Genomic DNA, 26873 nt, shown 5'->3' with positions numbered 1-26873 from the left:
CAGCAGCGAGCGTTTGATTTATACCGGCAATTCAATGACAAATTTTGCCCCGCGGGGGGCATTGTCCTGAACATTTATCATGCCATTGTGATCCGCGATAATGGTGCTGACGATCGTCAATCCCAGACCCATACCTGTCTTTTTGGTCGAAAAATTGGGCTGAAACAAACGCGTTTTATCTTCATCTGAAATACCCGGCCCATCATCGGCAACTTCCATGCGGACCTTTTTGAGTATGGGATCATGTGCTACGCTAATAATGATATTGCCAGGACCTTTTAAGGCACCAATCGCATTATCAATCAGGTTAATGAGTGCCTGCTTCATCTGCTGGTGGTCCAGGTTTAGAACCGGGATATCACTGGTGTTGTTTATTTTGAAATTAATCCCGGGATGTCCTTCCCTATAAAGGGCAACGGTTTCTTCAATGATGGGTAGCAAATGATCGGGAACGGGATTGGCACTTGGAAAGCGGGCAAAAGATGAAAATTCGTTGACCAAATTCCGAATCAGCTCCACCTGGCTGATAATGGTTTCCGTGCATTCTTCAAATATGGTTTCATCCACAAACTGGGCATATTTGCGTTTGAGCCGCTGCGCGGAGAGAATAATCGGTGTCAACGGATTTTTAACCTCATGGGCGATGCGCCGGGCAACTTCGCGCCAGGCCGCCATGCGCTGGCCCTTTTCCAGCTCGGTCAGGTCATCAAAAACCATCAATGTTCCCATGTGTCGTCCGGCATCGTCTTTGAGTGCATTGACAGAAACCAGAAAGCTTCGCGGTCGGCCCTCGATCGTAAGCTTTAGCGGCAATTCAATTGTGTCACCACTGGTTAAAGAAAGGTTGTCCAGAACTTCATTGGCCAGTTCTAAAAAGGCCCCATCTAATAAATGCTTATAGCTTTTGTTCAGTATTTGTTCGGATTTGAGATTGAGCATCTTTTCTGCTGATTTATTCATGGTCGAAATAATGCCTTTGGCATCCAGCGTGACGACACCAGCAGAAACACTTATTAAAACGATCTCCATAAACTGCCGCTTTTCTTCGATCTCAATATTCTGATGCCGCAACATCCGAGCGGACAACTCCAGTTGTTCCCGGCTGATTCGAAGATCCTGCGTCATCTGATTAAAGGATTGAACCAGACTGCCAAACTCATCATCGCTGACCGGATCAATGGTATAGCCTAAATCGCCGTCTGCCACCCGCCGCGTACCTTCTGCCAACTCTTTAATCGGCAGACTGATAGAACGCGCCATAAAAAATCCAAACCACACAGCACAAAATAAAACCAGCAATGCAACAATTGAAAGCGATATGTAATAGGTAATCTGAATCGGCTTTTTGAGCAGTTTGATCTGCTGGTATTCCGTAAAGCCCTTGCGAATAAACTGCAGATTTTCAGAAAGTTCCTTTGGAATCAGGATGGTGGCGACAACAAAACCGATGGCTTCATCGGGCTGTACCCCAAATGGAATGGTCCCTACGGTCTTAATGAATTCTCCGGACGGAATGGATTGTGAAATGGATCGAATCCCATCCGCAGGCAATTCCTTTTTGATGTCTTCAGCCGAAATAATGCCGAAATATTCGTTTTCAAGCTTGGGCGCCAAAGCGAATGTCAAACGCTCAGCATCGCGGGCATAAACTTCGACAGCATCAAGGTTAAATTCGCGTTGTACAATTCGGATATAATGGGATAGGGCTTTGCGGTTTTTGTCATCCAGCAAATTTTTGGTTTTGACCTGATAGGATATGCGCTCCAGGAAAAATTTATTGTTCTCTTCTGCCCGACTGTACAGGCGTCCACCTACCCACAGGGAATTGTCCAACGCCTGTTCAACCGGCACATTGAACCAGAACTCAATGCTGGTGGTAATAAAATTAAGCGCAAAGAAAAATAAGACGATGGTCGGCAAAAGGGTTAGCGACACAAAAGCAATAACGAGCTTGGTTCTGATTTTAGCGCCTAAGACGTTGCGCCGGCGGTCGTAAATCAGTTTTACCAGGTTTCGAAACACCAGATAAATCATTAAGATCAGCAGGAGCAAATTGATGTTAATCAGAATAAACATCAACACCGTATTGGAGACGGCAATATCGGCTCCGAACTTGATGATTCGGCTTTCGACCAACGTCAACAGAGCAACCACGAACAAAATCACCAAGATTAAAATAAATTCGCGCTTGCGTCTTTTGCGTTCTTTTTCCGAAAGTGAAGATTTTCTTTTAAATCGAGGCCTTTTCATGGCATTAATGATGGATCGTGCATCAACAGGCTGTCATTAGAAAATAAAATCGATGGTATACCAATCCGTCTCAAAGTCCCATAAAGACACAAAAAACAGAATATAATGCAGATATAAAGGGAGGGTTTTCTTGCTAACTTCAGCCTTCACTCTCAGTTGGTATTGCTCGCCTTTTTCCAGCCTGTCTAATGGGATTATCTCTAAGCTGTCGATCTCCGTCATCCATTTCTTGGCTTCATCAAATGATTTGGTGACTTCAGGATTATTGTCCTTCCAGGACCGTGTGACGGTAAATTCTTTTTTGAGATTATCGTAAATGATCGTGTGGCTGACCTCTATATCGGCAATAGCATTGTCGAACCATAGACTGCGCACACGATTCAATTTAGCAAAATAAGAAAATGTAGAGGGCGCGCCGCTTAAAATGGCCTGTTTCATCTCTTCACGGAAAGCGCCTTCAAGATTTAAAAAGAGCAGCAGATCATCCTGGCTATTGGATACCGTAATATTGGTCAGCGTGGCGTCTTGAGCAAATCCTGCATGGGAAGCCATAAAAAGCATACCCGAAACCAGAATGGAAATGAATTTTATCCGTTTACGCAATGCCATCATGAGAAAAAATTATCGATTTTTAAAATCTGCTGCTTTTTCCGTTGGCGCATCATAACCAAAAATGAAAAATGAGCGTCCGAAATGCTGCTCAATATTGCTCGCGGCTCTGCCCATACAGCCCATTAGGATGTCTGATGAATTTGATTCTCTTATAAATTCTCATACAGAATACAAGTTGTACTTAAATCTTGCACGAGTCCTCCAGAGGCGGACAAGTCTGCGGTTTTCATATGCAAGGCATTTAAGGGCGAAGCAATAGTCAACTATGCTTCGTCCTTAATAATCCGCCTGCGGCGGACCGATGGGAGCCTCCGGCTCGCTCGAAGGGTGAAAATTAATAAAATGATATACATCCTTTTTTGTTTGAAGGCGAATTACACCTGAGATATCTGCTGGCTATACCTGCTGTGATTAGGATGAATATAATTCTTTTATTAATTTTCATGCACGATTTAAGTAATAAATAGCCGAAACTTACTTAAATAGCAAGTGATTTGGCTGCTACAGCAGTGCCAGGGTCATACCAGTATAAGGTGGCAGGGGCCTTGAGAAGAGCGCAACAAAAAAGATTGTCGCCGACAATTAGATTTGCTATAGCTCTCAGCAGTCTGCAATCGGCCATCCGGCCCATCCGGTTACCCCAAAGCAAGGGAGAAGGCTGTTGCTTGCCAAAGTCCTCAGCAGTGCCGTTCTGGGAATCGATGCCTATCCGGTGGAGGTGGAAGTGGATATCACTTCCGGTCTACCGACTTTCACAACCGTCGGTCTTCCGGAAGCCGCGGTCAAGGAAAGCAAAGAACGTGTCAAATCGGCGGTCAACAACTCCGGCTATCATTTCCCAGCAGACCGCATAACGGTAAACCTGGCGCCGGCGGATATAAAAAAAGAAGGCACCGGTTTTGACCTGCCGATCGCGCTGGGTATTTTGGCCGCCACCGGTATTATTCCCCAGGATCAACTTTCCCACTATCTTATCTTAGGCGAACTCTCTTTGGACGGGCGCATCAAGCCGGTAAAAGGGTCTTTACCCATGGCTCTGGCTGCCAAAACCGCCGGTTATTCGGCCATCATCGTTCCTTATGAGAACAAAGGTGAGGCTGCGGTGATCCAAGATATCGAGGTGTTGCCGGCCAAAACGCTGTCTGAGATTGTGGGGTTTTTAAGAGGATTTACCCGAATCACATCAGAGTCCACCGATATCGACCAATTGTTGGCCAATGACAGTCATTACGCCATTGATTATGCCGAGGTTATGGGTCAGGAGCATGCCAAACGGGCTTTGGAAATTTCTGCCGCCGGTGGCCATAATCTGGTGATGATTGGACCACCGGGTTCCGGAAAAACCATGCTGGCCAAACGCCTACCAACGATCCTGCCGCCCATATCCTTTGCAGAGGCATTGGAAACCACTAAAATATTCAGTGTTGTCGGTCTGTTATCCAAAGGACAGGCTTTGGTGACCACCCGGCCGTTTCGCGCACCCCACCACACCATATCCGATGCCGGTTTGATCGGCGGTGGTCATATCCCCAGACCCGGTGAGGTGAGCCTGGCGCATAACGGGGTGCTATTTTTAGATGAAATGCCGGAGTTTAAAAAACACGTTCTGGAAGTGCTGCGGCAGCCGCTTGAGGATTTGCAGGTGACCATTTCGCGGGCCAAATCAACCTTGACCTATCCGGCCGATTTTATGCTGGTGGCCGCCATGAATCCCTGCCCCTGCGGCTATCTGTCCGATCCCAAACACGAATGCCGCTGCACCCATCAGCAAATCCACCGTTACCGCTCCAAGATTTCAGGGCCGCTGTTGGATCGCATCGACATGCATGTGGACGTGCCGGCTGTGCCCTATAAGGACCTGATGCAGGATTATGCCGCCGAAGCCTCTGAAACCATTCGTCAGCGCGTGGCCGCTGCCCGCCGGATTCAGGCAGGCCGCCTGTCCCGCACCAAAATTTTTTGCAATGCCCAGATGAGCAGTCGCCACATCAAGCGTCATTGCCGGGTTGACGATGCCTCCTGTCGCCTGCTCGAATCGGCCATCGACAAACTGGGGCTGTCTGCCCGGGCCTACAATCGCATCCTTAAGATTGCCCGTACCATTGCCGACCTGGAACAATCTGCAGATATCAACGCCGCCCATATCTCCGAAGCCATCCAATACCGCAATCTCGACCGCGGCCGTCAATTCAAATAAAAAGCTATCTCAATAATGCATCTAACACACAAGGTTATGCCCGTTTCCCGTTGTCCCGTTAGCCGGTTATTAAAATGAAATTAGATGATATTCCTCTTTTTCCGGGCTCAACCCGCCGGAGGCGGACTCAACTGGCCAACCGATAAGCGTGACTTGTTATTTTTGAGACAGCTATTCGTAATTTTTTGTTAATTTCTGTTACCGGACTAAAGAGAGTTAAATCGGACGCCACCCTTTCCCCGCTTTTCCAACAAATTATTGTCGATCTCAGTTGAAAAAATTGTCGAATAAAATTAAGATCCCCATTAAATTTATAGTAAAAACAGACCCGCTTCTTAATACGATCTTTCGCAATACAATTTATCAATATGCCTCGAAAAGATACGAATAACCGCCTCGCCAAAGAAGCTGCCAGAGCGATTAAGGAAACCTTTGTCAGCTACCGGACACAGTTTGACGAGGTCACCAAGCGTGCCCAATCAAAATTCGAAGCGCTTGACTGGCAGGGTATGCGCACCGATGCCGCCGCACGCTTGGATATCTATAAAAATGAAGTCGACAGTGTTGAAATCACAATTCGCAAATTGCTGGGTGATCAAATAGAAGACAAACTGCTCTGGTCTGGCTTAAAGGCGGAATTCGCCGGGCTGGTGAGCCCACGTCAGGACCGGGAGCTGGCGGAAACCTTTTTTAATTCCGTTACGCGACGCATATTTGCCACCATCGGTGTGAATCCGCAAATTGAATTTGTCGACACCGATGGTGCCACATCCCCTGGTTCGCCAAAATCAACAGTATATCGGTCGTATAAAGGCGAAAAATCGCTCGTTGATTTGACCCGCAAAATTTTGGCCTGTCCCTTGCCAACCGGATTTCAAAACCATGAACAGGATGCCAGGCAGGTGGCCGGCAGAATCAAAGCGCACCTGGACAAAAGGGAATTGCCGGCTGAGATTGATCGCATTGACATCGCCAAAAGCATTTTTTATCGCGGGATGGGCGCTTATCTTATCGGTCGCATCCAATACGGCCCGCATCTGGTTCCACTGGCCATTGCATTGTTGAATTCTGATGCGGGCATCTGCGTGGATGCGGTTTTGCTGCAGGAAACCGATATCAGTATTTTATTTAGCTTTACGCGGTCGTATTTCCATGTAATGTCGGAAAGCCCTGATGACTTAATCGGCTTTCTTAGAAGCATCTTGCCGCATAAGCGCGTTGCGGAGCTGTATACGGCCATCGGTTTTAACAAACACGGTAAAACCGTGCTCTACCAGGAGCTGTTGGGTCACTTGTCGGAATGCCGCGAAGAGCGCTTTGAAATATCCCCCGGCGAGAGCGGTCTGGTCATGATCGTCTTTAATATGCCCAATGATGATCTGGTGTTTAAAATCATCCGGGATCGCTTTGGAAGGCCCAAAAAAGTCACCCATCAACAGGTTAAAGAAAAATACAGACTGGTATTTAAACATGATCGCGCCGGTCGACTGATCGATGCGCAGGATTTTGAATATTTAAAATTGGATGACTGTCATTTTTCACCGCAGCTGCTGGACCAGCTACGATCCGAGGCTACAAAGAGCGTAAAGGTTGACAAAGATCAGGTGATTTTATCCTATGCTTATGTCGAACGCCGGGTGACGCCGCTAAACATTTACCTGCAAACGGCAGCTCCGGCTGCGGCGTGCGAAGCAGTGATCGACTTTGGCGCTGCCATTAAAGATCTGGCCGTCAGCAATATCTTCCCCGGTGATATCCTGCTGAAAAATTTTGGCGTCACCCGCCACGGTCGCGTGGTTTTCTATGACTACGATGAAATTTGCCCGCTGACAGACTGTCATTTCCGCAGCATACCGCCATCGGCCAGCTATGATGACGATCTGGCATCTGAGCCCTGGTATGCCGTTGCTGAAAATGATGTCTTTCCGCAGGAGTTTAAACATTTTCTGGGCCTGCCCGATCATTTATTGCAAATTTTTTTAGATCACCACGCCGATCTGCTGGATGTCGCTTTCTGGCATAAGGCTCAAGCGGCCATCAAAGCCGGCAAATTACCGCATATATTTCCATACGCTGAAAGCCGAAGGCTGTTTTAAGATAACTTCTAAAAAATCTTCCAAGAAATATATGGATGACCCTGTCAAAAATGATAATTTCAAACTAAACGAGGCCGTTGACTTCGACTCAAATCGAGCTTAAAATCTTCTTCAAAGCTACAGAAGCTGCAAAGGAGGGACATAAACCATGGGCGACCCCATTAAAATAGATGGTATTGAAGTACTCGGCCCTGTGAATGAAGCGTTTTCCCGGATTCTGACCCCAGAAGCCCTTCAATTCGTTGGCGCCCTGGCGCGCGAATTCGAGTCTCAACGCAAAACACTGCTGCAAAACCGTCAAAAGCGACAGGCTGAAATTGATAGCGGAAAGCTGCCCGATTTTTTGGAGGAAACTCAGGAAATTCGAGAAAGCATTTGGAAGGTGGCACCGATTCCCAATGATTTGAAGGATCGACGCGTGGAAATCACCGGACCGGTGGATCGCAAAATGATCATCAATGCACTCAACTCCGGTGCCAGCACATATATGGCGGATTTTGAAGACTCCCACTCGCCCACCTGGCAGGGAACCATCGAGGGGCAAATCAATTTATGCGATGCGGTCAACCAAGCAATTACGTTTGTCAACCCGCAGGGGAAAAAGTATGCGCTAAACCCCGAAATTGCTACCTTGATCGTCAGACCGCGGGGCTGGCATCTGGTTGAAAAACACGTCGCTGTTGACGGGGAGCCGATTTCCGCAAGCATATTTGATTTCGGGCTGTATTTTTTCCACAATGCCAAGGCCCTGCTGGCCAAAGGGACCGGACCCTATTTTTATCTGCCGAAAATAGAAAGCCACTTAGAAGCCCGCTTGTGGAATGATATCTTTGTTCGCGCCCAGGAAATGCTCAACGTTCCCAACGGTACCATCAAAGCCACGGTCTTGATCGAAACTATTTTAGCCGCCTTTGAAGTTGATGAAATCATCTACGAGCTTAAGGATCATATGGCCGGCTTAAATTGCGGTCGCTGGGATTATATCTTCAGCTTCATCAAACGCTTTAGAAACGTGCCGGGCTACATATTCCCCGACCGCGCCCAGATTACCATGACCCGGCACTGCATGCACGCCTACTCCTTGCTGGTCATCCAAACCTGCCATCGACGCGGCACTCATGCGCTCGGCGGCATGGCGGCCCAGATTCCGATAAAAAATGATCCGGATGCCAACGCAGCCGCCCTGAAAAAGGTGCAGGAAGACAAGGTTCGCGAAGCCTCAGACGGTCATGATGGAACATGGGTGGCGCATCCGGGCTTGATGCAAATTGCCAAAGATGAATTTGATAAGATCATGCCCCAGCCCAATCAGATTGAAAAACTGCGCGAAGACGTCACCGTAACCACCGCCGACCTGTTAAAAGTGCCTGAAGGCACCATTACCGAAGAAGGGCTGCGCACCAACATCGATGTCGGCATCCAATACATGGCCAACTGGCTCAGCGGCCTGGGCTGTGTTCCGATCTATAATTTAATGGAAGATGCCGCTACGGCTGAAATCTCCCGCACCCAGGTCTGGCAATGGATTCATCATCCCGATGGGGTGTTGTCGGACGGCCGCAAGGTCACCCTTGAGATGTTCCGGGAAGTCATGAACGAAGAATTGCAGAAGATAAAACAAACGATGGGTCAAGAACGCTTTGCCTCAGGCAATTATGAGCTGGCCGCCCGGCTTTTCGACGACATTATTGCCAATGAAGAGCTGGAAGAATTTTTAACGCTGGTGGCTTATGAATACCTGGACTAATGTCGCATGAAAATATATGAGAATATTCTACTTATTGTGTAAATCGGATAATAACTATTTTTATTTCTCATCTATTTTCACCCTTCGGGCGAGACGGAGGCTTCAATCTGCTGCGTTATTAAGGCCGAGGCATAGTTCACTATAGCCTCGCCCTTAAATGCCTTGCATATGAAAGCCTCCGACCCGTGCAACAACCAAGCACAACCTATATTTTGTATTAAAACATTCTCCATCTATTTCATGCATAATCCAAGTAGGGGTCTAACGAAAGGAAGATAACAATGCCAAAAACAATAGAAGAAAAGGCCATGGAACTCTGTGAACGGCTCTCATGCCACGAAATTGATGTGGATGATGCTGCCATCATGCGCGACGAATGGGAAAACGACCCGCGCTGGCAAGGCATTACCAGGCCGTATGCCCCTGAGGAAGTCCTGGCACTGCGTGGAACGCTGAAAGTTGAATATACCTTTGCCACCGCCGGTGCCAAGCGACTGTGGTATTTGCTGCAGAACGAGGATTACATTCCGGCCCTGGGAGCGCTGACCGGCAACCAGGCCGTGCAGCAGGTAGAAGCCGGCCTTAAAGCCATTTATCTGAGCGGCTGGCAGGTGGCGGCTGATGCCAATCTGGCCGGTGAGATGTACCCCGACCAGAGTCTTTATCCGGCTAATAGTGTTCCTGAAGTCGTGCGGCGAATCAACAATGCCCTGCGGCGCGCCGACCAAATCCAGGTGCTCGACGGCCGTAAGCGCGGCCCCTATTGGTTTGCACCCATCGTGGCCGATGCGGAAGCCGGCTTCGGCGGGCCCCTGAATGCCTTTGAATTAATGAAACAGATGATCCATGCCGGTGCGGCCGGGGTGCACTTTGAAGATCAACTGGCATCCGCCAAAAAATGCGGCCACCTGGGCGGCAAGGTTCTGGTGCCCACGCAGGAGTTTATCACCAAGCTGATCGCGGCCCGCCTGGCAGCCGATGTCTGCGGGGTGCCGACCTTATTAGTGGCACGCACCGATGCCGATGCCGCCAATCTGCTAACCAGTAACATCGATAAGCGAGACCGACCGTTTATCATCGATGATAAACGCACCTCCGAAGGCTTCTATCCTGTGAAAAACGGCGTTGAAGCGGCCATTGCTCGCGGCCGAGCCTACGCCCCCTACGCGGATCTGGTGTGGTGTGAAACGTCAACCCCCGATCTTAAACAGGCCAAGCAATTTGCCGAGGCGATTAAGGCCGATTATCCGGACAAATTGCTGGCCTATAACTGCTCGCCTTCTTTTAACTGGAAGGGCAATCTGGCTGACAGTGAAATCGCCACTTTTCAACGGGAGCTGGGCGCCATGGGGTATAAGTTTCAGTTTGTCACCCTGGCCGGTTTTCACGCCCTTAACCTGGGCATGTTCGAGCTGGCGCTCAGTTACCGCAAAGAGGGCATGAAGGCCTACTCCGAATTCCAGCAGGAGGAATTTGCACATGGCAAAGATGACGGCTACATGGCCATTACCCATCAAAAGTTCGTGGGCACCGGGTATTTTGACCGTGTCATGAACTGTGTGACCGGAGGCGAAAGTTCGGTGGAGGCCCTGGAGGGGTCCACCGAAGAAGCCCAGTTTTGATGCTTGTGCATCCTGAATGATTGAGGGGGCCGCAGATAATCTGCAATCGGTCGCTGCATAAATCATCAGCCCGCCGCAGGCGGATGCAATCTCATGTATAAAAGAGCAAAAAGGGACATCCTATGTTGTGGATGTCCCTTTTTGGGTGGGCAAAAGCATAAATATCAGTTCTTGGATTTGTATAGGCTGTCCATGGTCTGGTCTACCACCATTGCAAAGCGCGCCAGCCCGTCATTCCCGGCCGGATGCTCCACCAAGGCCACGATGATGTATTTGTACCCCTCCGCCTTATTGACGATAATACCGCTGTCGGCATGAAAATTTTTCCAGGTGCCGGATTTGCGCAGAATTTCAGCCTCGGGATTGGATTGTCTGACCCCTTTTACGAATTTATGACCGATGCCGGGCCTGGACATGATTTCAACCAAGTCGGCCTGATATTGATCCGAAACCAGGCGACCGGTCTCGGCCAGATAATAGAATCGGGCCGCTTGCATGGCGGTGGCACCGTGGGAAATATTATGCAAGGGGTCTCCTTTCCAACGGGAACCACCGCTGTAGTCGCGACCGACCCACAGCCCGCCGTTGCGTTGCAGATCGTAGAGGCGGTATTTGTCGGATTGTAGAATTTGGGCCAAATTTTCAAAACCCACCTGGTTCAGAATGTCGGTGGCATCTTTGTTGGTTGAATTGCGGATCATACGCGTCATGGCAGCCCGGGTTTCATCGTTTAACGTCATCTCCCCGCGCTCGATCTGGACAAAGGCGCCCAGCAAAATGGCGATCTTGGGCAGGCTGGCGGCATATAGCATGACATCCGGATTGATGCTGGCGACCTTAGGATTTTTCAAATCGGTGATGTCCACCACAACAAAAGCGGCTTTTTTATTTTCAACGACGCGTGCGTATTGACCACGAAATTCCTCGCGTAGTGCAGTTGTCAGGGCTTGCTGGAAATCCTCATTAGCACGCTCCCAGAGTGAGGGATAGGTTGGCACCCTTTCTTTTTCAGGCGTAAGGCCTTTGCAGCTGATTAGGCCCAGAATGATAGTGAATGCGGCAACCGAAATTAACCATCCTATCATAGAATGCGCTTTGTTCATCAGGTTATCCATTTGCAATTTGTAAGTCTGAAAAAACCATTATGAATGGTTTTGGATACATAAATCTTTGACCGATCCTGATGGTTGTCAACGCAGACGCAGCGATTTGAATTTTACAAACCCTGGGTGGAACGGCAGAGAAACGAAATACCGGTTCAGCAAGTATATCTGATCAGGGGATTACAACCGCTGAATCAAGTAAAGGAAAGTGGGCAGCCAGCTTTTGGTTTTAATCTCGATAAATTGGTGCAGCAGTTCAGCCCGATTGAGGCTGGTATTCAAGGGTGACAGGTAAAGGGCGCCTTTGCTGTATGGGCGACTCAGGTTACTGCGAATCAAGTCAATCAGCGCATCATGATGTGCCGGCGGCAGGTGCTCTCCGAGCAAAAAATTGGCGGTGACTTCAACGTTCAGATATTGGCGATTGATGTCCAGCATCTTCTGGAAGGCATCTCTGATCTGGTTGGGATCCAGAGGTTTGCCAATCAGCGTCAGGGTGGCGGCGTCGGCCGACTCCAGTCCGACATTGATATAGCAGTAGAACGGAAGTCGATTAAGCTCCTCTAACAGCCTATTTTCAGCATTTAGCAGCGAATCCACACTGCCGAATAAGAAAAGGGCCGGATTTTTAAGGTAGGAACGTTCAAAACCAAAGACCTGATAAGCTGTGGCAGCCACATGGCAGATCAATTCGCTTCCGGCGGCCAGGGCATCATGATTGCCCAGAAACAAAGCATTGTAATTGCGCAAATCAGCCCCATAAAAACCCTTTAAAAGTTGGATCTGCCGCTCAACATTAAACTGCGGCCGGCGCTGGAAACGCTGCCGGGATTTTACACAGCAAAAGCCGCAATCATACAAACAACCATCTGCGACCATCAGTGGAATAACGTCATAATCCACGTGACGGGTGTCCGGCGGCAGCACCGATACCGGCCCCCCGATAAATCGATGCAGCTCTTCTGATTTCAAATCCAAGCTGTCGGCATCATTATGGACAACGGGGCTCAGAAAATCCTTAATGCCTGCGGGAATGCCGTTCCTTAGCAACGGTCGCAGGTCTGCTTGCAGCCGGGACCCCGCCGTCAGCGCCTTTTGGATATGCAGGTCGTCAAACGGATCATACGTCCATGGCGAGTTGCTCGGATAAGAAAGACAGGGAAGATAATATTCACCTAAAAAGGAAAAAAGCCGGTGGTATCTGCCCACCGAATAATACACCCAGTCATTGGCAGCGGTGCGCTTGAGCCATTCGGCCGGATGGGGCCAGCTGCCGTTCAATCCCCGGATGGTTTTAATTTCACCGCTTAAATTAATCTCAAACAGGTAATCCGCAGTCTTGATCTCACCATACCTGCCGTAGCGGACCGGATAACTGGCTTTGGTATAGCGCACAGCCCCTTGCTTGTCGGTGACGACCGTCAGATTGCCCAACCGATAAGTTTCCAATTTCCATTCCAGATGTTCGTTTTTTAAACCAAATTGACCGGCCGCTTAAAGTACGGGTTGCTCTCAAAATGCAAATATGAACAGGCCCGGCGGGCAACATTTTAAGTTCAGGGACCATCTGTCGGGTATCCCCAAAACTGCTCTTCATATTGCGGCCAAACATGAAGATCGCTGTTTTCAATTATCAAACAGGGATCGGGGCAGTTTGCGATTTTTTCCTGTGCGGTTCCGAGGACTTTACCGGTCACTGTAAGCTTGCGTCTGGGACCGACATCATTGGGATCCAGCCTGCCTTGATAAACAACCACAAACCGCCCTTGAGATTTATCTTCGGATTGGGGTCTGCCACGCAGCCCAAGCGGCGCCTGCAGCACGATGATATGCGTTTGGTTGTCTGCCGCGCGGGTGTCCAGCATATAACCACCGAGGGTGACCGATTCACCGATCCGGTTGTCTACTTGCTGCATTAAAGGTTTAAATTTGGTTTGCTGCCCCCCGCAGGATGTAAAAACCAGGCCGACAATCAATATACCCAGTATGCTGAAGCATTTTTTCATTATGATACCTCTGATATGCAAACGGATTGGTAAACGGACTAATGGGTTTCATCGAATCCGGGCCGCACAAACTTGCGGGCTTCTGGAAATAGGGTTTCGGTCCGGTTGCGCAACCGCTCGAGGAGCACGATGATGTCCATAATTTGATCCTGGTGCGAAGGGAAAAAGCGGTGCATGTGCCCCCAGGCGGCCATGGAGCGGTCGATGGCAATCAGCGCCACCTTGGCTGAGCCGTCTGAATCCTTTGGAAAATCTTCCCATTCCTCTTCTTCATTGCCCAGCGTGCCCCGTACGGCACGCATCAGCTTGACGCAGATAAAATGTTGATACCAGTTTATGATTTCAACCATTTCATCCAGGGTCAGCGGTCCATCCAAAACATCCCTTTTTTGCTCCTTGGCGGTATTCTCAACGTGTTCCTTGTCGACGACCTGCAAGGAAGGAATATATTCTGAATCAAAAAATTCAGCGACCATTTGATAATATTTTTTGGCGGCCCGACAGCACTCATGATTTTCCGTAATTTTATCTCTGATGCCCTCCTCACGCGCGCTTTCCTCAAAATCGATGGCATTGAGGTTCACCCCCATCTCCTCGGCGGTTTCCTCCAGCAATTCCCGGGTCACTTTAAAAATATCAGAAAGGCTTTGCCAAAACTTCACATTGTTTATATCACTGGCTTCAGGATCGTCGTCATACTCGCGGGTCATAGCAAAATTCATGCATCGCGCGGTAAACGGGCAACGCTCACACCAGCGATCACAATAATTGTAAATTCCGGGTATGAAATCTTTGTTTTCGGCCAGTTTCTTGATATCTTCTTTTTTCATGCATAGGGTCCTTGTTGAATCTGAACCTTTTTAGTATCGTCATTCTGGCTCATACTACCTGCTTTGGTTTTATATCGTCAATTGAAATTGTAACAGATGCTGAGCCAGCGGACAAAGGCAAAAGCAGTGGACATGATCTCTATTGACACAATACTGGTTCCGGTCGAATTAACAGAAGCCGCCGTGTATGCCGTCCGCTACGCTGCCGCTTTGGCACAAACGCATCGGGCTCGCCTTCTGGTGCTGCATGTCAAAGCGCCCTATCCGGTTCATGGTCGCATTGCAGCCGGCGCATTGGAGCATGTTCAGAATCAGCGGATCCAAAAAGAGCAAACCGAATTATCAGAGTTGATTCCAGACAAATTTAAAGATTCGATTACCGTCGACGAAATTCAGGTAACCGGCACACCGACGGCGCATGTCATTATTGAAAAGGCCCGCGAGCTGAATGTGGATCTGATCGTTCTGCCGGCTCAAAAACGTCATGGTTGGATACGCGTTTTCAAAGAAAATGTGCTTCAACAGGTCATCCAGGATACCCCCTGTTCGGTTTTGGCGGTCCACTGCCCGCCGGGCAAAGCCGCAGCGCAGCCTGATGCGTAGCCGCAGGCTGCAGATCCGCTTTTGCAGCGCCGGGTTTTCGATTTTCATCATCCATCGGGGTGGTTGATTGATTTGACAGCGACCCCGGATTTTGGCATGGTTAGAGGAACATTGTGGTAGCGGCGTTAGGTCCAAATCGCTAAGCCATAAAGGACAATAAAATGGACAACACAGTCTATATTGTGGCGTGCAAAGATTATGAACAAATCCAGGCAAGACTAACAGAACTGGTGGATTTGATGGGCGGAATGCCGCTTTTTGCCCGGAGCGGTGAAAAGATCGTATTGAAAGTCAATTTGCTGCGAGAAGCCCGGCCCGAGGCGGCGGTGACCACCCATCCGACTGTGGTGGCGGCTGTCGCCCAATTGGCCAAAAAAGAGGGGGCCACACCAATCATCGCCGATTCCCCCGGCGGGGGCTATCGCTATAACGCCAAAACACTGGATAAAATTTATCGCACCTGCGGCATGCACCAAGCAGCCCGAAAGGCTGAAATTGAGGTCAACTGGGACACAACCGCCCGCCCGGTATCTTATGCTGAGGGCCGGCTGACCAAACATTTTGATATCATCACCCCGGTGTATGAGGCTCAGGCGGTTTTTAACCTGTGCAAAATGAAAACCCACGTGTTTACCGGTATGACCGGCGCGGTCAAAAACATTTTCGGCGTGATCCCCGGTCTGTCCAAGCCCGGCTATCATGCCAAGCTGAATAATGTACAGCGCTTTGCCGGAATGTTGCTGGATCTGGCCGCATATATTTCACCGCGGCTAACCATAATGGATGCGGTTGTGGCCATGGAGGGTGACGGCCCCGGTGCGGGTGATCCGCGACCGGTCGGTTTGCTTCTGGGATCAAAAAATCCGCTGGCCCTGGATGTGGTCGCCGGCGAGATCATGAATCTGGATAGAACCCGCAATCCCATCCTGGTGGAGGCTGAACGGCGCGGGCTTTCACCCATACGCATAGAAGACATTGAGATCATTGGCGCAGACCTCAATAAGGTAAGCGTGCCGGATTTCAAACAACCGCAGACATCCGCCCGAAGATTTGGCCTGGACCCGGGCCCCTGGTATCAGCGTATGATTGAACCCATGTTTAAAAATGCGTTTACCGTCCGCCCCAGAGTCATGTGGCACCGATGTATCGCCTGCGGCACGTGCATTGAAGGCTGTCCGGTTGAAGCCATCAGCTTTGTTAAAGAGCGCGCTTTTATCGATGACGACAAGTGTATCCGCTGCTACTGCTGCCACGAAGTCTGCCCGGAAGAGGCCATCGGTCTTTACAGTTCCTGGCTGTACCGCTTGATCGGACCCGCCTAACCTGCAGGTTAAGCCGGTTTGCCGGTTTAGCCGGTTAGGCCCGGTGAATGATACGAAATGTCTTTTTTAACCGGTATACGGGCTAACCCGCCAAAGGCGGACAAGCGGGCAACGGGCTCAACCCAAAGAGCATAGATATATTTTTGAGACAGTTTTTTAGCGGGAAACCAGTTTGATGAGGGTAATCTCAGAAGGCGAGCCCACACGCACCGGAGGCCCCCAATAACCGGTGCCGCGGCTGACATAGATCTGGGTGTTTTCGTGGGTGTGCAAACCGTAAACGTAAGGTTGGGCAAATCCAACCAACAGATTCCACGGGAAAAACTGACCGCCGTGGGTGTGGCCGGAAATCTGCAAATCGTATCCGGCGCGGGCAGCTGCAAAAATATTTTTGGGCTGGTGAGCCAACAGGATTTTCACATCCGCCGCTGGTGCGCCATTTAAAGCCTTTTGCGGATCAGAGCGGTGAGTGGGCAAAAAATTGCCGCCACGATAGTCGGTCACACCGGCCACCAGTAAGCGGGCCTGACCCCGGGAAATCAGCTGATGCTCATTCAGCAGCACCGTATACCCCAGCCGCCTCACCTCCTCAACCCATTCAATCACACCGGAATAGTACTCGTGATTGCCGGTCACAAAAAAATTGCCCGCTGCGGATCGAATCTGGGCCAAAGGCGCCACATCATACCCGAGTTGATCGACCGAGCCGTCCACCAGGTCCCCGGTCAGGGCAACAATGTCGGCCTCAAGCGTATTGACTACCGCTACGATGTCTTCCACGCTGGAACGCCGGAAGGTGGGATTGACGTGAATATCGGTAATCTGCACGATTCTGAAACCGTCCAGATCAGGCGGCAGATTATCGATCGGAACCGGTACCCGCTTGACCTGCGGCGTCTGTTTGGCTTCGGCCACGCCAAAGCCGGTGGTCAGCGCCGCTGCCGCCAGAATGCCGTAATTCATCGAGTTGACGAGAAATCCTCTACGGGAAGGGCTGTCAATGGACTCGATTTTATCTCGGTTGCCGGCCGGTTTGCTAAAATGCGTTTTAACCTTTTTAATGCCTGCCACCGGCAGCCACACCAAATCACGAATCACCAGGTAAGAAAACACGAAACTTAAGAAACCCACACCCAGATAGCCGGCCCAGGTCAGAAAATGAAGACCCAGGTTATCGAATCCGGACCGCCGCAGAATGATGGTTAAAACAGGTGCAAATATGGTGGCAACGATGCCAACAGTCATCGCGATTTTCCAGCGTCGCCTAAAGGGCGCTTTGCCAAAAAGCCGCCAGGTCATATAGCTGGCCAACAGGGCGGAAACGGCGAAAAATATGATAAAAAATCTAACCATGGCTCTCCTGAAGCGATTCGTATCCATCAAGATTCATCAAATCAACAAGTTATACATTAATCATTAAACGGCAAACGCCAAGCGGATTTGAGGGGCCTTTTTGGGTGACACGTCGTATCAGATTCATTTCAGGATTAATTTTGATTCTCAACTTTATGTATTATGTTGTTTATAGTCTGAATCTAACACCCCCAAGCCTAAAAATTGATGTTCCTTGATAGATACGCCGTCTAAGATTGAAGGAAGCGGCGCTTTTGACCGGCCGAACCCTTAAGATCCTAACATACAAAGTACCACCGATTGAAATTAACAAGGACGGAGATGTCACCATTCTATCTTTAAGGAAGCAAAATGGAAACAAAACCGATTTTAGTTGGAACTGTGATTGTCGTTTTTTTTGTGATTTTCGCCGGCCTCGTGTTTCTGCCGGCGGTATTGTCCAGCGACATGCTAAAACCGCGTATTTTGAAATCTGTCAACCAGCAGTTGCCGGGAAATCTACAGGTGGCGCAGTGGCGCTTTAAATGGTTCAGCGGTATTGAGGCCAAAGGCATCACCTACGATGATCAAACGCAAAACATTTTTATCGAAGTGGCTGAATTAAAGGGATATCGCGGGTTGGTTCAGCTTATAGCCAACAGAAACAACCTGGGTGGCGTCGAGATCAACAGACCGCAGGTGTTGTTTTACATTTCAGACAATCAACAGACGAAACCATCAAAAAAGGCTGAGCCTTCGCAAGCAGCCGGCCTGCCGGCCATCGCCGGTATCCTTAAAATTACCGACGGCAGCATCCGTATGGTGAATCTTAAAGGTGATGAAAAAACGGTGATCAAAGACCTCGATCTCTTCCTGGACGTATCGGATATCGAAAAGCCCATCACCTACCGTGTTTTGCTAACTTCCGGCGACAACATCGGCCGTTTTGCCGGCGAAGGCACCCTGACCCTCTCGCCTGAAAATCCCTTTGACCTCAACGCCATACAATCCGATGCCAATTTAAAAGTCAGCAACTGGGAACTCGAGGATACCCTGTCGATTCTGGCATCACAGGGCAACTATCCCCATGGTAAAGGGCGGCTCAATGCCGACTTGAACGTAAAAGGCAGCTCAGCCGAGGCGCTAAACCTCAAAGGTCGTTTATCTATGAGTCGATTTGAACTCTGGGGTGGCCCTCTGAAAACAGATCATCCACGATTCAAAAACATCGCTGCCAAGCTGGACGCCAATATCACGCAGGGTAGCTTATCACTAAAACAATTTGAGCTCCAATCCTCTGTGGCCCAGGGAACGGCTCAGGGCAGCGTCTCCGATCAGGGCGCTAAACAATTTAGCGGATCCGCAAGCATCAATCTGGTTGAGGCATTCTCCCAGCTGCCGCAAACCTTGAAGCTGCGTAGGGACACCAAGATCTCTGAAGGCACGCTTGTGATGTCTTACAAGGTAAAATCAACCGGCACGGCCACCGCATTTGACAGCAGCGCCAAAATCGACCGCTTAAAAGGCGCCAGCGGCGGCAAATCCATCGCCTGGAATCAGCCCATCTCACTCACAGCACGGGGTGAGAAGCGGCCGGACGCCATCCAAATAGACAAATTATCCCTGCGCTCAGCATTTATCAATGCCGACGGCCAGGGCGATTTGGCCAATATGAAAGGAACCCTATCAGCGGATTTGGCCGCTGCGCTCCGGGAATTGAAAAAATTTGTCGACATCAAGGAATGGGACGCTTCCGGTAAACTATTCGCCAAATTTGAAATCAAAGAAACCGCCCCCGACATAAATGCCGCTTCGCTAAATCTGGATATCCGCAAACTGGCCTTGAGTCGCAACGGCCGTATGATTTTGCCCCAACAGGATGCCAAGGCAGATTTAACGACCACCGTCCGCCGGGCCGCTTCTTTCAGCGCCAGCCAATTTCAACAGCCGAATCTAACCGTTCAGTCGACTATGGCCAAAGGCAATTTCAAGGCCGACCATTTTCAATTGGATGATAGCGGAAAAAAAACCTCTGTTAAGAATCTTGCCGTTGACGCCAAATTCAATCTGCAACAGATCTCAGATGTGCTGCTAAATTTTAAAAAACTTTCGGCCACAACCCGGCTGGCGGGCAACGCTCACCTTCAGACCAGCGGCACCCTGGATTCCCAACAACTGACGCTTAACAACACCCGCGTCGACGCCCGAAATTTCCAATATCGCACCGGACAAAAAGCAATTCGTGAGGAGCGCCTGACATTACAAACCAAAGGCCGGCTAAATTTTGCCACCCGGACTGCCGGGCTGGCGCCGATTAACGTCAACGGCTCAGCAGGCTCGATCACCGTACCGCGTTTAACGGTCAACGACTGGTCAAATTTTCAAAAAGATTTGAAAACCCAGGCGCAAGCCGATCTTGACCTGGCTAAACTATTCAAAGCCTACGGGGATTTTATTGAGCTGCCTGGAAAAACACGCGTGGCAGGTAAAGGTAAAGTTGATCTTGATGTCGACTTCTCATCCCCAACCGCTCAATTTTTGAAAGTTCGCGCTGATCTTGCCCCCTTTCAATTAACATCCGATACCCTGCCGCCGATTGCCGAGGACCGCGTCAAACTGACCGCCGATCTAAAGCGCAAGCCGGATGGAACGGTTTTAACCATCGAAAACATTCAACTCAATTCGACCCCGCTATCGCTCTCAGCTGCAGGTGATCTCAACCAGGCCGGCGCTCACAAAAAGCTGAATGCCGCCGGCAGCATCAATCTGGATTTGAAGATGCTATCTCCTTTTTTGGAAAAAATTGCCGGACCCCAGCAGATTACCATCACCGGTAAGGGCGACAATCCTTTTAAGCTCAAAATGGTATCAGGGGGTAAACGCTGGACCGATTCGCTCAAACAAACCGATTTTACCGGCGCCATCCGCGCTGAATCCATCAATGCCTTTGGCCTGGGTATTTCAGCCACAGAGATTCCGCTTCGGGTGGCTAACGAATCGGCCGTGGCCAAATTGGTCACCACTGCCAATGGTGGTCAACTCGACTTGCAACCGACCCTTCAGCTGCAAAAAGAACCTTACATGCTTACGCTGCCGTCAGACACCTACATTTTAAAAGACGTTGAACTCACCGACGCCATCGCCGAACGCCTGATGTCAAAACTCCACCCGGTCTTCCAGGGCTCGGTGCAGGCCGAAGGGCAGGTGGATTTGTATATGCAGCATTTTAACTGGCCTCTGGACAATAAGGATCGTGATAAAACAGACTTTGCCGGCACCCTGCGCTTGAAAGGTGTGCGAATCAATTCCACCCAGCTGCTCAGCGGCATACTGGCTCTGGTGGGTGTCCGCGGAGAAGAAATGGATTTCGGAGATCTGGATATTGACTTTGTCGCCCGCAATGGACGCATTGAAACTTCGCCCATCCGGCTTGAAGTGGACGGGTACCCGATTTCACTCCACGGCTCGGTGGGTTTTGATAAAAGCCTTGATTATGTGGCCAAACTGCCCATCACCCCCAAGCTGGTCGGAGACAAGGCGTATACTTACCTTGAAGGCGTCACCATCGATGTTCCCATCCGCGGCAATTCATCCAATCCGGACATTGACGAAGACACCATGCACAAAGCCTCCGCCAGCATGGCTGAACAGGCGCTGCAAAAATCTCTGGAAAAGGGTTTGCAAAACGTCCTCGAAAATCTGCTTAAAAAATAGTGGAGTTAACACCGAAAAATTTGCTGATCTACAATATGCCCATAGTTTCCCTGCCACATTTAAGCGCCAGTCGCATCATCCGAACAACACCTGAAAAATTATGGGACGTGCTGACCGACACCCGACGTTGGACCGAGTGGGGCCCTACGGTCAAAGCGGTTCGGTCTGACACACGTTATATTCAGGCCGGCACAAAGGGTTACGTCAAAACGACCTTAGGCTTTTGGGCGCCATTTGTCGTTACTGAATGGGTCGAGGGGCAATACTGGGCGTGGCATGTTTTTAACATTCGGGCCACCGGTCATCGTATCGAAACCATCGACACCACCAATTGCCGGCTTGTATTTGAGGTGCCGCTTTGGGCTGCACCCTACGCGATGGTCTGCAAACTAGCCGCCCATCGAATTGCCCGCTGTCTGCAGATCGGCGATATGCGCAACTCAATTCCATCTAACAATGATTGACACAACATTTTCACTTCTTTATACTCCTTGGGATATCGTTCTTGATTGATGGCGCTGCAATCTGATTTAACCCAAATCTTAAACCAATCCGGAACACCAATGTCTAAAATCGTTGACCTTCATAATTATCGCACCAAAGCGGTAGAGCAGCGAGCTTTCGGTCCTTGGCAGAAACGCTTTGGTGAAACCTACGATGCAGATACCCGCCTGTCGAATTTGTCCGATCAAACCCTTTTTTTTCTGGCCCAGCCCGGAGAGGACAGCTCAATTGCTTATTATGAAATGATTATGGGGGTTTTGGATTTAGGCCCGGCCACCAAATTTAACTATCTGCCAACCGAGCGTCAGATGCGGGTAGTGGATATACATTTGTTTTTAGCGGACCATATGCGCTTTGAAATGATGTGCCGTCTGGAATGGCTGGCTGCGCATGCCTGCCAGGACTGCAGCATCATTAAATTGATTCAGAATCACAAGCAGATGCGCGAAAACTGCAAACAAAATCCACCGGGACTGTCAGCTTCCCATCCTGGCCACGCCACTTACCAGAAGCTTATCCCCCGGGAAAAAGAGGTGTTCATCCGCCAGCTGTTGCGAGAAGCACTGGACGCTTTTGAAAATCGATTGGAATCATAAAGATGCGTTCAGGGGATGCGGATAACCTCCCCATGTGAACACGGGGTAAGATTGCCGCCGTAGCTGCGATAATCTCTCATAGATCGGAAACTGTAGTTTATTCGTCCATGAGAGCTTTCTATTTTGATGCTCTGTCCCTTTTTGACCATCCCGCGATAGATCTCACCATCGCTGAAACCATCACGTATCGGATTGCCATCCTGATCTAAGTTAAATACTCTTAGCTGCACATCATCATTTTCAACTTTAATACGACATGAGTTATGGGCGGCAAGTGCGCTAAACGGTATAAGAAACACGGCCAGCAGGACAACAATCATCGTCAGAAAACCATTGGCATATATTATTTTCATTTTCAGACCTCACATTCGTCATCGTATAATTCAGGGCTGCTAAGTCATAAGCTATAATTATTGACTCATATTTTATGGTAAGGTCTTTTTAAACAGATTCAAGAAATTCGTTGTCGATTTAAGAAAAATGAAAGCAAGACAATTAATATTTTTATCCTTGGTGAACTTCGTGACCTTTGAGGTGTGAATAATGGCTTCGAAAAACACTCGTATTCATTTTAAGTGGTTGGCTGATTAGTAAACTTCTATCCCTTCAATCTTGCCCCCACCGTATTCCGCCATAGTCTCGGCCGCAATGGTTAATCCGTTTCTTAGCTGCTGGCTGTCAATGCCGGGAACGGCATAGGCATAGAAGAGAACCTGGGTGGTATCTTGGCCTACGCGGGTTTTTTCATCAGCTCCCTGGCACAGGACACAAACAATTTCGCGTTCATCCCGCAGCACAATCTCATCTGCCTTGCAGATAAATTCGCGCCCGCCCATACCGGCGCATTCCTCGCCCGCGGCAGCAACATCCAGTGTCAGACTGCCATCAAAGCGCTCATAATCGGTAACCGCCACCAGTATCCCGGCGCACATTTCAGCCATAAAATGTGCATCCACTATCAAATCGTAGCGTGGAAAACCGCTGTGGATGGTGCGCTTCAGATGGTGGGTGAGCGGGCAGTCAAACCCAAAACGTTGGAAAAAATCAGCATAGGTATCAATGCGGCTGGTGATTTCAGCCAGGGTCTGCCGCTTTCGCATTTTGCGCAGCAGTTTGCGCTTGTGCTGATCAAATCCTTCTGGATTTTCATGATTGCGGCACCCACTAATGAGCGTCAGACCAAATCCAACGCCAGGATATTTGGTTTGATAAGCGCTTGACAGTGAAAATTTAGGAAACATGGTTTTTGTCCTCGCTTGGGGAATTCTTATAATGGCATAAAATGTGACTCACGGCATCGTGTTAGCCGACGGTCATACGCCGGGCGATACGCTGCTGCAGCATACCGACCAACACCAGAATCAAAGCGGCCAGCAATAAAAGCAGGGTTGAAATGGCAGGCAGCATGGGTTCGATCTCATAGCGAATCACATCCCACATCTTTTTAGGCAGGGTGACGGCAGTGGAACCGCAAATAAATAGGGCGATCACCACTTCATCAAAGGCAATCATAAAAGCAAAGATAGCGCCGGTCAGAACACCGGGCCGGATGATCGGAAAAGTGACTTTCATAAAGGTCTGGAATCGATTGGCGCCCAATATGCGAGCGGCATGTTCTAGACTGCGATCAAACCCGCGTAGCGTAGCTGAAATGGGCAGAACCGAAAACGGCAGGGTTAAAGGGGTGTAAGCCAGTACCAGTCCCAGCTTGGTCCCTAACAGGCCAAATTTGGCAAGGCTAATGTAAAACGCCAAAGCCATGACAATCAGCGGCACAATCATCGGGGAAATAATAAAGGCATTGATAAGACCCTTGCCTTTGAAACGGCCCCAAACCAACCCCAGAGAAGCCAACAGACCCAGGAAAGTTGAAAAGACGGCGGTCATCACCGAAACCTGTAAAGAGTTTAGAACCGCACTCTGCCAGGCCGGGTGGTTGAAAAATTTGCGATATTGATCCAAACCGATTTTACTGGGTGGAAATTCGATAATCTCAGCTGAACCCAAAGACATGGGGATCAGCAGCAGCACCGGCGCAATCAGAAAAAAAATCGCCGAACCGGATACGATCCAAAGCGGCCAGCCGATGTGCAAGGGATCGAAACGCGCCGCTCTTTTGCGTGACCTTTGGCTCATGTTTTGACCCCTCCCCACAGACGCTCCACCCCCAGGTAGCGGTTATAAATGGCAAAGACCACCAACGTGGCCAGCAGTAAAATCACCGACATTGCCGATGCAAAGGGCCAATTCAACAGATCCACGACCTGGATCTGAATCAAATTGGATATCATTTGTTCCTTGCGCCCGCCCAACAGGGCCGGGGTGATAAAAAATCCCAACGCCATGATAAAAACCAGCAATGCACCGGCGCCGATGCCGGGCAGACTCAGCGGAAACGACACCCGCCAGAACGTCTGCCAGCGGGTGGCGCCCAGATTTTGGGCCGCCTTTTCAAGGTTCAAATCAATACCCATCATGACAGAGTAAATCGGAAACACGATGTAGGGCACAAAAATATGCGTCATGCCGACCATCACACCGAATTTGTTGTGCAAAAGCTTAAACGGTGAGTCGATCAATCCGAAGTAGGTCAGTACGGAGTTAACGACACCGCTGCGCTGCAGAACAATGATCCAGGAATAATTGCGCACCAAAAGACTAATCATAAAAGAAAGCGTTATGGCCAGCAGGAAAAAATTACGAACACCGGGTCGTGCACGACGCAGCACATAGGCTATGGGGTAGCCCACGATCAGAGCCGATAAGGTCGATAAAACACTAATCTGAAAGGTTATCCATAAGAGCCGCGAATAGAGCGGCGTTTTAAAAAAATACAGATAATGTTCAAAGGTAAAATCCGGACTAAATAAACTTTTGATCAGGATGCTTGAAATCGGATAGACAAACAGCAGAAAAAGCGCCAACAGGGCCGGTACCACCAGAATAAACCTTTTGAAACCTTTGCGGTGCCAGAAACTGCTGGATGTAATTTTTTGAGATAAGATAGTGTCCGCTGATTCCACTATTATAACCACAGATTCATATAAAGGAGATAAATATTTTCGCTTGCCAATTTAAATAGTTAAAAGTGATTCCAAACTTTATCTAATGTCCGTTAGCGGCGTTGTGAGCCAGCATAAAATGCTCACATACTGACGTGTACGCTCCACTTTTATGCTGGCTCCCGCCTTGCTAACGAACATGATCTAATAAGTTGAAATCACTTTTAGGAGATAATCCAGGTTTTCCATTTCTCAGTCAACGGCGCCAAATTCGGTCCCCAGTAATCCGCATCGTGGGCAAACTGCTTTTTGAGGTTATCCGGATATGACGGCAGCTCTTTGGCCCGCTCCGGTGTGATATAGTTGAACGCCTTGAGATTGGTGGGGCCATAGGCAATGTATTTCTGCATCTGCTCGCCCTGGCGCTCGGCAGAGATTGCAAAGTTGATGAATTTCATCGCCAGATCTCGGTTGGGATTGCCTTTGGGAACGGCCCACCAATCCAGATCAAGACAGCCCCCTTCCCAAACAATCTCCAGCGGCACGTTCTTTTTCTGGGCCACATTGACGCGCCCATTCCAGGCAGATGCATAGTGGGCCTCGGCACTGGTCAACAGTTGAATCTGCTGGGCGCCGTTTTTCCACCAAACTGTGATGTGGTCTTTGATCTGATCCATTTTCTTGAAGGCGCGCTCGACATCAATCGGATAAATTTTATCCATGGGCACGCCGTCGGCCAACAGGGCAAACTCGAGATTGAAGGGGGCTTGATCTTGCAAAGCCCGCGGACCTGGAAAATTTTTGACATCCCAGAAATCCGCCCAGCTGGCGCACGCTTTCTTGTCGGCAAGCGCTTTTTTGTTATAAGCCAAAGAAGTCGTCCAGAAAATATTGCCGACGGCTGCTTTGCGAATGGCCTTTTTGTCAATGCCCTCAAGGTTGACCACATTGGTATCGATGGGCTCTAGAAGATTTTCCAGCTCGCCGCGGGCAATATGGCGGGTCTCCAAATCCACTACATCCCATTCAAACGCTTTGGCGTCGACCTGGGCCTTCACTTTGGCAATATCCGGGCCCGATGCTTCGATAATCTTAACACCGAATTTATCCGCAAATGGCTGAATGAGGGCTTTGCGTTGAGACTCCTGATAGGAACCGCCATATGAGCAAATCTTCAGGGTGCCGCCCTTGGCCATGGTGGTGTGAACAAACGGTCCCACTGACGCCGTCACCAAAGCCGCACCGGTGGCCGCACCGGTTTTTACGATAAATTCACGACGCGTCAGGCCCTTTTGGTTTTGGGTTTCCTTTTTCTTTTTCATTCCACACCTCCTTTT

The 26873-nt window shown here is 49.5% G+C and carries 21 protein-coding genes; 9 read left to right on the top strand and 12 right to left on the bottom strand.

Annotated elements, in window-relative coordinates; all coding sequences use genetic code 11:
• Positions 1-18 precede the first annotated feature (18 nt).
• Together QNJ26_04760 and QNJ26_04755 are read right to left on the bottom strand one after the other, a co-directional pair.
• Positions 19-2250 (bottom strand): ATP-binding protein, encoded by a 2232-nt coding sequence (locus QNJ26_04760; GenBank protein MDJ0984833.1) that lies wholly within the window; start codon positions 2248-2250, stop codon positions 19-21.
• Between the two features lie 36 nt (positions 2251-2286).
• Positions 2287-2802: a DUF4390 domain-containing protein gene (locus tag QNJ26_04755; GenBank protein MDJ0984832.1), complete on the bottom strand. Its 516-nt coding sequence runs from the start codon at positions 2800-2802 to the stop codon at positions 2287-2289.
• A gap of 721 nt (positions 2803-3523) precedes the next feature.
• On the opposite strand from QNJ26_04755, the gene QNJ26_04750 reads away from it, so the two are divergent.
• From QNJ26_04750 to aceA, 4 genes are all read left to right on the top strand, one after another.
• Positions 3524-5059: a YifB family Mg chelatase-like AAA ATPase gene (locus QNJ26_04750; protein ID MDJ0984831.1), complete on the top strand. Its 1536-nt coding sequence runs from the start codon at positions 3524-3526 to the stop codon at positions 5057-5059.
• A gap of 368 nt (positions 5060-5427) precedes the next feature.
• Positions 5428-7155 (top strand): bifunctional isocitrate dehydrogenase kinase/phosphatase, encoded by a 1728-nt coding sequence (gene aceK / locus QNJ26_04745; protein MDJ0984830.1) that lies wholly within the window; start codon positions 5428-5430, stop codon positions 7153-7155.
• Positions 7156-7303: 148 nt separating this feature from the next.
• Entirely contained in the window at positions 7304-8902 is a 1599-nt protein-coding gene (gene aceB / locus QNJ26_04740) for a malate synthase A (protein MDJ0984829.1), read from the top strand.
• Between the two features lie 281 nt (positions 8903-9183).
• Complete coding sequence (gene aceA / locus QNJ26_04735) at positions 9184-10524, top strand: isocitrate lyase (protein MDJ0984828.1); 1341 nt, start codon at positions 9184-9186, stop codon at positions 10522-10524.
• 164 nt (positions 10525-10688) lie between these two features.
• Here the strand turns inward: aceA and QNJ26_04730 are convergent, their stop codons facing one another.
• The 4 genes from QNJ26_04730 to QNJ26_04715 all read right to left on the bottom strand — a co-directional run bounded on the left by QNJ26_04730 (position 10689) and on the right by QNJ26_04715 (position 14463).
• Positions 10689-11627: a hypothetical protein gene (locus tag QNJ26_04730; GenBank protein MDJ0984827.1), complete on the bottom strand. Its 939-nt coding sequence runs from the start codon at positions 11625-11627 to the stop codon at positions 10689-10691.
• A gap of 180 nt (positions 11628-11807) precedes the next feature.
• Positions 11808-13076 (bottom strand): radical SAM protein, encoded by a 1269-nt coding sequence (locus tag QNJ26_04725; GenBank protein ID MDJ0984826.1) that lies wholly within the window; start codon positions 13074-13076, stop codon positions 11808-11810.
• Positions 13077-13183: 107 nt separating this feature from the next.
• Positions 13184-13633 (bottom strand): Slp family lipoprotein, encoded by a 450-nt coding sequence (locus QNJ26_04720; protein ID MDJ0984825.1) that lies wholly within the window; start codon positions 13631-13633, stop codon positions 13184-13186.
• A gap of 38 nt (positions 13634-13671) precedes the next feature.
• Positions 13672-14463 (bottom strand): hypothetical protein, encoded by a 792-nt coding sequence (locus QNJ26_04715; GenBank protein ID MDJ0984824.1) that lies wholly within the window; start codon positions 14461-14463, stop codon positions 13672-13674.
• Between the two features lie 132 nt (positions 14464-14595).
• Between QNJ26_04715 and QNJ26_04710 the strand changes: the two genes are divergently transcribed.
• Both QNJ26_04710 and QNJ26_04705 read left to right on the top strand, forming a co-directional pair.
• Positions 14596-15066 (top strand): universal stress protein, encoded by a 471-nt coding sequence (locus tag QNJ26_04710; GenBank protein MDJ0984823.1) that lies wholly within the window; start codon positions 14596-14598, stop codon positions 15064-15066.
• A gap of 161 nt (positions 15067-15227) precedes the next feature.
• Positions 15228-16388 (top strand): DUF362 domain-containing protein, encoded by a 1161-nt coding sequence (locus tag QNJ26_04705; protein ID MDJ0984822.1) that lies wholly within the window; start codon positions 15228-15230, stop codon positions 16386-16388.
• A 156-nt stretch (positions 16389-16544) separates the two neighbouring features.
• On the opposite strand, the gene QNJ26_04700 is transcribed toward QNJ26_04705, so the two are convergent.
• On the bottom strand, positions 16545-17741 hold the full coding sequence (locus tag QNJ26_04700; GenBank protein ID MDJ0984821.1) for a metallophosphoesterase: 1197 nt from the start codon (positions 17739-17741) through the stop codon (positions 16545-16547).
• Positions 17742-18092: 351 nt separating this feature from the next.
• On the opposite strand from QNJ26_04700, the gene QNJ26_04695 reads away from it, so the two are divergent.
• From QNJ26_04695 to QNJ26_04685, 3 genes are all read left to right on the top strand, one after another.
• Positions 18093-21434, top strand: a complete 3342-nt coding sequence (locus tag QNJ26_04695) for an AsmA-like C-terminal region-containing protein (protein MDJ0984820.1) — start codon at positions 18093-18095, stop codon at positions 21432-21434.
• Between the two features lie 35 nt (positions 21435-21469).
• Positions 21470-21898 (top strand): SRPBCC family protein, encoded by a 429-nt coding sequence (locus QNJ26_04690; protein ID MDJ0984819.1) that lies wholly within the window; start codon positions 21470-21472, stop codon positions 21896-21898.
• Positions 21899-21997: 99 nt separating this feature from the next.
• On the top strand, positions 21998-22534 hold the full coding sequence (locus QNJ26_04685; protein MDJ0984818.1) for a hypothetical protein: 537 nt from the start codon (positions 21998-22000) through the stop codon (positions 22532-22534).
• 8 nt (positions 22535-22542) lie between these two features.
• Here the strand turns inward: QNJ26_04685 and QNJ26_04680 are convergent, their stop codons facing one another.
• From QNJ26_04680 to QNJ26_04660, 5 genes are all read right to left on the bottom strand, one after another.
• Entirely contained in the window at positions 22543-22887 is a 345-nt protein-coding gene (locus tag QNJ26_04680) for a hypothetical protein (GenBank protein MDJ0984817.1), read from the bottom strand.
• 234 nt (positions 22888-23121) lie between these two features.
• Positions 23122-23775, bottom strand: a complete 654-nt coding sequence (locus QNJ26_04675; GenBank protein MDJ0984816.1) for a hypothetical protein — start codon at positions 23773-23775, stop codon at positions 23122-23124.
• A gap of 61 nt (positions 23776-23836) precedes the next feature.
• Positions 23837-24670: an ABC transporter permease gene (locus tag QNJ26_04670; protein ID MDJ0984815.1), complete on the bottom strand. Its 834-nt coding sequence runs from the start codon at positions 24668-24670 to the stop codon at positions 23837-23839.
• Positions 24667-25557 carry an ABC transporter permease gene (locus QNJ26_04665; GenBank protein ID MDJ0984814.1) on the bottom strand — a complete coding sequence of 297 codons (891 nt, stop codon included), beginning with the start codon at positions 25555-25557 and terminating at the stop codon, positions 24667-24669. Before QNJ26_04665 ends, QNJ26_04670 begins: the two co-directional genes overlap by 4 nt.
• Before the next feature lie 203 nt (positions 25558-25760).
• Positions 25761-26858, bottom strand: a complete 1098-nt coding sequence (locus QNJ26_04660; GenBank protein MDJ0984813.1) for an ABC transporter substrate-binding protein — start codon at positions 26856-26858, stop codon at positions 25761-25763.
• Positions 26859-26873: the final 15 nt, after the last annotated feature.

It is taken from the genome of Desulfobacterales bacterium (genome assembly GCA_030066985.1).
Lineage (GTDB): Bacteria > Desulfobacterota > Desulfobacteria > Desulfobacterales > JAHEIW01 > JAHEIW01.
Note: the sequence above shows the minus strand (reverse complement) of the source record. Positions and strands in the feature narration are given on the sequence as shown.